The 6,382-nt window shown below is 66.9% G+C and carries 6 protein-coding genes and 2 pseudogenes; 3 read left to right on the top strand and 5 right to left on the bottom strand.

Features of this window, described 5'->3' with window-relative positions; translation table 11 throughout:
• Window positions 1–590 precede the first annotated feature (590 nt).
• A complete protein-coding gene (locus IEZ15_RS43145; protein ID WP_189282397.1) occupies window positions 591–1,826 on the bottom strand; it encodes an MFS transporter in 1,236 nt (411 codons plus the stop codon).
• 67 nt (window positions 1,827–1,893) lie between these two features.
• Between IEZ15_RS43145 and IEZ15_RS43140 the strand changes: the two genes are divergently transcribed.
• Together IEZ15_RS43140 and merB are read left to right on the top strand one after the other, a co-directional pair.
• A complete protein-coding gene (locus tag IEZ15_RS43140) occupies window positions 1,894–2,265 on the top strand; it encodes a MerR family transcriptional regulator (RefSeq protein ID WP_189282396.1) in 372 nt (123 codons plus the stop codon).
• A gap of 266 nt (window positions 2,266–2,531) precedes the next feature.
• Complete coding sequence (gene merB / locus IEZ15_RS46660) at window positions 2,532–2,999, top strand: organomercurial lyase (protein WP_268250518.1); 468 nt, start codon at window positions 2,532–2,534, stop codon at window positions 2,997–2,999.
• Between the two features lie 65 nt (window positions 3,000–3,064).
• Here merB and IEZ15_RS47600 read toward each other — a convergent pair.
• The 3 genes and pseudogenes from IEZ15_RS47600 to IEZ15_RS43125 all read right to left on the bottom strand — a co-directional run.
• Window positions 3,065–3,392 (bottom strand): annotated as a pseudogene (locus IEZ15_RS47600) (DUF4158 domain-containing protein); the annotation flags it as partial.
• A 44-nt stretch (window positions 3,393–3,436) separates the two neighbouring features.
• Window positions 3,437–3,793, bottom strand: coding sequence for a DUF4180 domain-containing protein (locus tag IEZ15_RS43130; protein WP_189282394.1), 357 nt, complete (start codon window positions 3,791–3,793; stop codon window positions 3,437–3,439).
• Window positions 3,786–4,127 (bottom strand): alpha/beta fold hydrolase family protein, encoded by a 342-nt coding sequence (locus IEZ15_RS43125; RefSeq protein ID WP_189282393.1) that lies wholly within the window; start codon window positions 4,125–4,127, stop codon window positions 3,786–3,788. The genes IEZ15_RS43130 and IEZ15_RS43125 overlap by 8 nt, the downstream gene beginning before the upstream one ends.
• 369 nt (window positions 4,128–4,496) lie before the next feature.
• Here IEZ15_RS43125 and IEZ15_RS43120 point away from each other — a divergent pair, with 369 nt between their 5' ends.
• Complete coding sequence (locus tag IEZ15_RS43120) at window positions 4,497–5,099, top strand: GNAT family N-acetyltransferase (RefSeq protein ID WP_189282392.1); 603 nt, start codon at window positions 4,497–4,499, stop codon at window positions 5,097–5,099.
• A gap of 29 nt (window positions 5,100–5,128) precedes the next feature.
• Here the strand turns inward: IEZ15_RS43120 and IEZ15_RS46225 are convergent.
• Window positions 5,129–6,274: pseudogene (locus tag IEZ15_RS46225) on the bottom strand (IS701 family transposase); the annotation flags it as partial.
• Window positions 6,275–6,382: the final 108 nt, after the last annotated feature.

The following is a 6,382-nucleotide window of genomic DNA, read 5'->3' as shown; positions in this document are numbered from 1 at the left end:
CCTCTCCCTCCTGACCTTCCATCAAGATCAGGTTCAGGCGAAGACCACCAAGTGGGTCACTTTTGATCCGCCGTCAGAGGGTCAGAATTCAAGCGACGCCGAGACATGTGACCAACCTCCTGCCTTTTCGCGTCGCAGTCATGGCGATGCCGGTCACGATGAGCTGCGCTGAGTCTCATGGGGGGCGGGCTGCCTCAAGGGTCCTCCTCCTGGCGACAAGTGCCGTCAGGAGGAGGGCAGCGGCTGTGACGACAGTTGCCCAGGCAAGCCGGTGTTGTGAGTTCACGCCCATGCTGAGCAGGATGCCGCCGAGCGCTGATCCGGTGGCAGACCCGGGCAAATGGCTGCGATCTGGAACGTGAGGACCGCGGTGGTGCTCTCGGGGGGTGTGCGGGTGGAGGCTTTCCGCAGATAGAGCTGATGCGTGCCCAGCACCTGGCTTTACAGGGACCGGCGCGTAGGACGGCCGTGCGGGTCCAATTTCTGTCGCTCAGAGCCAGTATCGAGACGATACGCCTCCGGGGCGACAGTCATTGTCAGCGTGCTCTCACGAAAGACCCGATGGGCCGGGCCGCTTGCGTGCGGTTGTGTCATGCGGATTCCTCTCGGGCGCGGCGCCGCTCCGACCCGGGGAATCCGTGTCGATGCGCGGCGATGGAAACGACTAGGGCGGGGATCAGGATGATGAGTGATGCCCAGGGCAGAGCGTGGGACCCTGTGGTGCTGAGGAGGATGCCGCCGACGATGCCGCCGCCTGCGATAGCGAGGTTCCAGGCGGTAACGAATAGGGACTGCACGACGTCGACAGCTGTTCCCGCCGCCTCCGCGGCTGTGGTCTGGAGGAGCGTTGCGACACCGCCGAACGCGAGTCCCCAGATCGCCGCGCTCACGAATACGAGCATGGGAAGTGCCGCGAACAGTGCGAGCGCCAGCGTGGCGACAGCGAACAAGACGCAACTCGCGATGACCAGTGGGCGCAGGTGGCGATCGATCAACGCCCCGATGATCCAGATGCTGATCAACGAGATCGCTCCGAAGGTCAGGAGCAAAGCATCGATGCGATCTCCGAGGCCGATCGGCCCGAGGAACGGCGCGATGTAGTTGTACATGATGCTGTGAGCCAGCACGTACGCCGACGTCACGGCCAGGATCGGGAAAACACCGGGCAGCCGGAACGTACTCAGCAGCCGCTGCCGTTCACCACGCGCTTGGCCTGCGAACTCAGGGATCGCCAGTCGAATCCAGACGGCGAGCACGACTGTGAGAACGCTGATGAGGCCGAACGAGATGCGCCAGTCCAGCACTTGCGCGAGAAACGTACCCGCCGGAACACCTAGCGCGAGCGCGACCGGCGTGCCCGCCGAGGCGATCGCCAGTGCGCGACCACGCCGATGCGGTGCGACCATACGCCTCGCGTATCCGGCGAGCAGCGCCCAGATAAGCGCAGAGACCACCCCGGCGAGAAACCGCGATCCCAAGGTAAGCACGAAGTTGCTCGACAGCGCCGTCACCGTGTTTGAGATGATGAACCCCGCGATAGCGGCCAACAGCAATCGACGCCGCGGCCAACCCGCCGTCGCCTTCATGAGCGGGAGCGCTGCGATCACCGAGCCGATCGCATACACGGTGACGTTCTGCCCTGCCGCCGAGATGGTCACATCCAGGTCCCGCGCCATGGCGGGAAGCACCCCGGCGGGCATTGTCTCGGTGAGCAAGGTGATGAATCCGGCCGTGGCGAGCGCCAGGAGCCCGGAGAGTGGGAGTCGCTCTGACGAGCTCGCCTTGGCCCTGCCGGGACGACGTTGAGTGCGGGTTTGAGTGTCCATAGACTCAACCCTGAAGGCTCACACCTATGTGAGGGTCAAATCGGGCATGCCGCACGAGAGGGGACCGATGAAGATCGGAGAGATCGCCCGGCGCACGGACACCCCGATTCGCCTGCTGAGGTACTACGAGGAGCAGGGCCTGATCGAGCCAGACCGCATGCCGAACGGCTACCGTGAGTACGACGAGCACCTCGTCGACCGGGTGCACCAGATTCGAGGCCTGCTCGACGTCGGTCTCCCCACACGCGTGATCAGGCAGATCTTGCCGTGCCTGAATGAGCCCCAGACGATCCACATGCCCTACATCACGCCCGACATGGTCGAAACGCTTGAGCACGAACGCGATCGGATGGCCGAGAAGATCCGCTATCTCATCCGTAACCACGACGCCATCAACGCGTATCTCGACGCGACCGAGCGGCACGCCTCAGAGGAATGACTTTGACCGCGCTGGGTTGGAACGCTGACCGGAGACCGTCCTCATCGGACGGCTCTGATTGAGGACGGCGAGCAGCTCGTCTTGTCCGGCTCCGGCCCCTCGCAGTCCGTACGCTGCGCCGAAGGCGCGATGGGTGCCAGCGCGGTCCCTGAGCACGGGCGCAGAGGCGTAGATGGCACCGGGACAACCACAATGCGGATCATGGTACTGAACAGTTCCTGACTGCCCGAGCACGCCGGTCGCGCAGGAGCGGATCGCTGCCGCGTTTGGCGGGCGGCGGCGGAGGTGGAGCTGGTCGAGGTGCGCCAGGAGGCGGATGTCGCGCGCTGGGGCATGACCGGTTCGGCTATCGAGCTGATCGACGGTGTCGACCCGTTCGCGGTGACAGGGGCACCATCAAGCATGTCGCGCCGCCTGTACAGGCACGCCGACGGCCGCACCGACGGGGCATCGAGCACGCAGGCCCTGCGTCAGGCCCTCGCGGGCCCGTCCCTCCGCCACCAGCGACGAGTGCTGCGGCGCAGACGTCCTGCGCCCGATCGGGCGCGACGGCCGAGGCCGCCGTGCCCCAGCTGGCCGCGGTCTGTTGCGACGCCCTGAACTTCTTCACCAGCGAAGCCTCCGCCCGCCGGTGGGCGGACGGACACCGGGACGTGACAGGCGACGTCGTCGACCAGGAACGGGCCGCGGATATCGGCCAGCAGACCGTCGGCCCACTGCTGACCGACGGCTGACGGACGACGGGCAGCGGCAGCGGCAGGATCCACCCAGCCCTCCCCAGGGCCGCCGTACAAGTGGCCCAATCCGGATCGTCGTACGGGTGGTAGCCGTATGGGGCCCGGGTCTCCCACGCGTGCTCGTACCTCGCGCCGCTCGGCGTACCGCTCGACCGGCGAACGGTTCCTCGATGCCGAGCTGTGTGGCCGGAAGAAATAGTCCCCACGTAGAGGACCGTGCACATCTGGAGAGCGAAGCCCAGCCGATGGTGCTTCGTCCGCCCGCAGCGCGCTCAGATCCCGATCGACATCGTCAAGGAAGAAGAACCGCTCCGGCTCACTCCCCGCAGACCCACGGGACGCGGCCCTGCTGTGCGTGGTGCGCACGGAGTTCCGCGTCGAGTGCTTCATGCCGCGTGTGGTGCGCGACACCGATCCAGCCCGCACCGCCGCCTTTATCGCCCGGCACGGCGGAGGAGCGCTCGGTTCTCCCACAGTTGGGTGCCCCGGTTGCTCCCCGGGACGAAGTCCTGCAGTGCCGGGCTGGCGTCGGTGTACCGGGAGATGTCCCCGACGATGGCCAGCCCCAGACGGTAGTTGACGAACTTCTGGACGATGCTGCCGACGACGCGTGCCCGAAGGTGGAAGAAGTCGTCGGGCAGCCGTCCTTCCGGGATCGCGGCCCAGGCAGCGCCGTGCCGGTGTCCCTCACTGATCAGGTCGGTCGCGTCGTGCTCATCGCGCAGCGGTGCGCCGTCCGACACGCAGACCAGCACGGGTGTGCCTGCGAGGTGGTGAAGAGTGTCAGGCATGGGGCGGTGCTCCTTGCGTCGCGAGGAGGAAGTCCAGGACCGGCTGGGCCTGGTTCTTGAGCAGGTGGCCCGTCTCGGGGATGAAAGAGACCGGGACACGGGGCGCGGCCTGCTGGAGACAACGGCGGGTGTTGTGGGAGTCGAGGAGTCGGTCGCGGCTACCGACGGTCACCTGTACCGGCATGTTCAAAGTCCCCAGGCCGCCGTCTGTGAAGACGGGCAGCTTCTCCCTCCGCGGCCGGAAGTACTTGTGGATGGGCATCACGTACTCGCCGAAGGCGCGCTCCTGGACCGTGTCCGCGGCAGGGGTGGGGCCGACAGCCAGATCCGGCATGGTGCGCCTTTCCCAGTTCCCGAACGGAAGCAGGAACAGCGATGTGAGCTTCCCCCCCCCGTTTGCGGTACGTGGTGATCTGCTGGTCAGAGCGGGTTGACTGTTGTTCAGGTTCGTTCGTTCGGCCGTTGCCTGATCGGCGTAGTACCTCTCCTCGAGCTCGATGGGGCTGAGGTAGCCGAGCCGTTTTTAGATGCGGCGGGAGCGACGGGCACCAATCAACCAAGGAAACCAACTCTCAAGATTTCTGGTGCATCACACTAGACATCTGCCAAGCCGGTCGACTCTGTTCTCCCAAAGCTGTCGCGATGTGATGAACAGCGCAAATGCTCCCGGGAACTCGCCTGCTGGCAAGGTCGTTCAACAGGCATGCCGCACATCCAGGACGCCCCCGTCGTACGCCCCATCACCGACGTCGACATCCCCGCCGCCGTCGAGACCCTGACCCGGGCCTTCGCCGACTACCCCTACACCCGGCACGTGGTCGCCGCAGACGACCACGAGGACCGGATCCGGCGCTTCCAAGAGCTCTGCTTGACCCGCGTCGGGATGGTGTACGGGCGCGTGTGGGTTGCTGACGGGGGCCGCGCTGTCGCTGTCTGGGCCGCTCCTGACCAGGACCCTTCGCCCGCTTTTGCTGAGGTCGGCCCGTTGCTCGGCGACCTCGCCGGTGACCGGGCGGCTGCATATGAGTCTGCGGAGCAGGCCGTCGCTCCGTACCGGCCGCAAGAGCCGGCGTGGTTCCTCAACACGGTAGGAGTCGCCCCTGAAGCCCAGGGGCAGGGCCTTGGTAGTGCGGTGCTCGTCCCCGGCATCGAGGCGGCTGCACACGCCGGGTACCCGGCGTTCCTGGAGACCTCCAGCGAGCGGAACGTGAAATTCTACGAGCGCCTCGGCTTCAAGGCCACAGCCGAGATCTTGCTCCCCGACAACGGCCCTCGCACGTGGTGCATGCGCAAGGACCCCCGCTAGCGGTGGTTTGTTAAGCCGGGGAGTAGAGGTCAAGCGGGTGGCCTGCGCCGACGGCGTTGATCAGGGCCTGGAGTTCCGGTGGCGGGGGTGGGGGTGCATTCGTCCAGGCTCGCCGGCATCGTTGGAGGCTGGTCCAGGGGTCGAGCCAGGCCAGGACGGCGCGTATGGCCTCGGGCCAGCCGGCCGTGTGGGGCTGGTGGGGTCTGGTTGGTCCCCCTCTCGGGCCGGCCCGGTTCTTCGGGCGGCTCCGGTGGTGCCGTGCCGGGCGAATCCTCGGGTGGCGGACTGAACCAGGCGTCCCAGCAGAACGAGAAAGCGCAGGTGACCAGCGTCTGGTGGCGGCGGATGGCGGTGTCGGAGCGGACCTGGAAGTCGGCCCACCCGAGTTCGTCCTTGACCTGCTTGTAGTTCTGCTCGATCCAGTGCCGGATGCCGTAGATCCGGACGACTTCGTGCAGGTCAGAGGCAGGTTCGGGACTGTCGGCCTCCCGAGGGCCGCCGGGTCGGGGCAGGTCGGTGGCCAGGTACCAGGTGGCCTTCGCGGGCAGGGTGGCCGGGTCTGCGGTCGCCACGACCAGGCGGACGTTCCCATCGGGGCCCCACCAGTCGAGATGGGCGTCGGCGGCCCACCAGGTCTCGGTGTGCCCGTCGCGGAAGGTCCGCTCGAAGGCAGTCCAGTCGCCGGGATGCTCGGGGTCCGTCCAGGTCATGGCCCGGGCGGCGTCGGCGGGGGTGTAGGCGTCCTTGCCGTAGGCCCAGGTGCCGTGGCCCGGTTTGAGGGCCATGACGAACGGCATTCCCGCCTCGCCGAGTTGTCTGCGGAAGCTGTCCTGGTCCCCGTACGCGCAGTCGGCGGCCATGGCCCGGAAGGCCACCCCGGTGGCCTTGGCAGTGCGGGCGAGTTCTGCGGCGATCTGCAGTTTCGTGCGGAAGCCGGGATCGCTCCTGCCCTTGGGGAAGTGATGGCCGGGGCTGTAGGGCACCGCGTGCAGCGGGTAGTAGAGGTTCTTATCAGCCCAGCGGGTGGTCACCGTCACGATGCCGTTGTCCGTCTTGCCAAGCCGGCCCAGCCACTGCCGCCCGATGTGCGCGGTCGCCTTCCTGTCCTTGCGGTCCCCGGAGTCGTCGATCACCAGCACCCCGTCCGCGTGCGGCGCGGTCGCGGGATCCGCCAGTCCCGGTTATGTCGGTGATCACGCTGTCGTGGGAGGCGTGGTTGTCGGAGAGGTGGGGCACGTGGCGGGCCAGGTCGAGGAAGAATCGTTCGGGTTCGATGACGGTTT

Origin of the sequence: Streptomyces atratus, assembly GCF_014648655.1 — a bacterium.
Taxonomy (GTDB): Bacteria; Actinomycetota; Actinomycetes; order Streptomycetales; family Streptomycetaceae; genus Streptomyces; species Streptomyces atratus.
The sequence above is the reverse complement of the archived record's forward strand: the minus strand, read 5'-3'. Positions and strand labels throughout refer to the sequence as shown.